At 60.1% G+C, this 2,087-nt stretch carries 3 protein-coding genes; all 3 read right to left on the minus strand.

What is annotated here, in order from left to right:
- Positions 1-91: 91 nt before the first annotated feature.
- Complete coding sequence (locus tag HUK82_RS16110) at positions 92-811, minus strand: PA1136 family autoinducer-binding transcriptional regulator (RefSeq protein WP_176614894.1); 720 nt, start codon at positions 809-811, stop codon at positions 92-94.
- 116 nt (positions 812-927) lie between these two features.
- Complete coding sequence (locus tag HUK82_RS16115; protein ID WP_176614895.1) at positions 928-1,287, minus strand: nuclear transport factor 2 family protein; 360 nt, start codon at positions 1,285-1,287, stop codon at positions 928-930.
- A gap of 32 nt (positions 1,288-1,319) precedes the next feature.
- Positions 1,320-2,087: MDR family NADP-dependent oxidoreductase (locus HUK82_RS16120; protein WP_176614896.1), on the minus strand; the 768-nt coding region annotated here is incomplete at its 5' end.

The following is a 2,087-nucleotide window of genomic DNA, read 5'->3' on the forward strand; positions in this document are numbered from 1 at the left end:
CTTGGACGCGCCTGTGACCAGCCAGACGTTCGATTGTGTCATGTGCAGATCCTTTTTCGATCCAGCTCGTTTAAGTGTGGATTTTTGTGTTTCAGTTCTCGATATCGCCATTCTGCATGGCGGTACGGATAGCCTGGGCGGTCGTCGATGCGCCAAGTCGCTTGCGGATGCGGCGCAGATGATTTTCGACCGTGCGCTCCGAAAGTCCGAGAATTGCGGCAATATCGACCTGACGTCGTCCTGCCGCCGTCCAGGACAGCACTTCGCGTTCCCGCTCCGAGAGCCGGATCGCGATTTTCTCGCTTGGGCCGTCAAGCAGCCTGCGCACGGTCGTGAAGGCGACATCCGCAACAAGGGACAGGGCGAGGCGCGCCGCGACGGACGCATCGATCCGCGTCCCCCCGAAGCTCATGGCACCTTCAAGGCCCAGAGGTCCGAAGATGGGGATCTGGATGCCGTGGATACCCTCTCCCTGCGGCGTATCGACCATACGGTAGCATTCGCCGGATGCCCCGGTCGTCTTGGTCCAGAAGAATGGCTCATGGGCCTCAAGCATATGATGCGTCACCGGGCAGCGCCGGACATAGCTTGTGGCATCGACATGCTTGCCGTCACCAAACCAGTCTCCCTCGACCCAGTAGATACGATCGACAATCTCCTCGCGTGCCGAGGACGCCGCGAACAGCACGAAACGGTCATAACCGAGCACCTGCCCGAAAGACCGGAGGCCATCCTCGACAGGAGCCTGCGTCTCCGCCCGCAGGATCATGGTCGCGGTGGCAAACGCCGCCTCGGCGATCGAAGCCGTCATGTTCGGATTCCACAGCGGCACATCCTGGTCGTCATCCCGTCACCTCCCGAACCGCCATCAGGTCAGCGCGGTCCTGCCTAGCATCGTAAACCAGGCGGCATTGTCCCAATAAGCCGTCATGCGGTCGATGGTCCATCCGTGCTCCCTGTTCTGATGAAGGCGTGCGGCAGTGCGTATCGTTTCCCCTGGTTTGGAATGCCGAACCCGTCTTTGGCCTGCGTGTCTGAAATCATCACCTCGACCGTGACGGACCGACCGTCATCACCGCTATAAAGAGCGGTGATCTCGTTCGTCTGGTCGGGGAAGACGTCCATCAGCCCCGACCAGATGGCTACGCCCTTGTCGCGGGCAGGCCCGTCGAGCCCAGCTGGAATATAGTTGATCGTGCCATGGTCCGAGAAACACCCGAGCATGGCGTCGATATCCTTGCGACGGTAGGCCTCGAAGAATGATTCCACGGTTTTCAAGAGAGACATGTCGGGTTTCCTCCCTGCCTAACGCCCGGACCTTACGCGTCCAGACGCACGAGCGCCTTGCCGGTGTTGCCGCCGCTGAACAGCGAGAAGAACGCCTTCGGCCCGTTCTCGAGGCCGTCAAAGGTCGTGTAGCGGCTTTCGATTAGCCCTCTGGACACCCAGTATCCCATCTGCGCCATGCACTCACCGCGGCGGGACATGAAATCGTTGTTGATGAATCCCCTGATCTGCAGGCGCTTGGAGATAACATTGAACAGGTTTGAGAATCCGATCGGATCGTCGGAATTATACATCCCGATCATACCGCAGATCGCAAAACGGGCATTGCGTTTCGCCACGCCCATCGCCGCATCGAGCTGCTCGCCGCCGACATTGTCGAAATAGACGTCCAAACCACCGGGCGCGGCCTGACGCAGCTTATCCTCGAACGTCCCGGAGGACTTGTAGTCGATGACGTTATCGGCTCCAAGGGAGCGCACGAAATCGCACTTTTCCTTGCCGCCCGCTGAGCCGACGACGGTCATGCCGCGCAATTTGGCGATCTGTACCACGAGCGAGCCGACCGCGCCGGCGGCGGCCGAGACGAACACGACATCCCCCGGTTTGGCCTTGGCGACGTCGAACAGCCCGAAATAGGCCGTCATGCCGATCGTGCCCAGAACATCGAGGAAGTATTCGTCCTTGAGATTTCCATCCGGCAGGGCAAGAGCATCTTCGGCCTTGAGGGTCGCGACATCCCGCCAGCCCAGAAAATGGCTGACGCGATCGCCGACCTTAAATCGGTCGGAGCGTGTTTCGAC

This window comes from Ameyamaea chiangmaiensis (genome assembly GCF_013376175.1).
In the GTDB taxonomy this organism is placed as follows: domain Bacteria; phylum Pseudomonadota; class Alphaproteobacteria; order Acetobacterales; family Acetobacteraceae; genus Ameyamaea; species Ameyamaea chiangmaiensis.

Coding starts and splice junctions, on each gene's coding strand:
- HUK82_RS16115 (WP_176614895.1), bottom strand. CDS start 1,287: ATGTCTCTCTTGAAAACCGTGGAATCATTCTTCGAGGCCTACCGTCGC.
- HUK82_RS16110 (WP_176614894.1), bottom strand. CDS start 811: ATGACGGCTTCGATCGCCGAGGCGGCGTTTGCCACCGCGACCATGATC.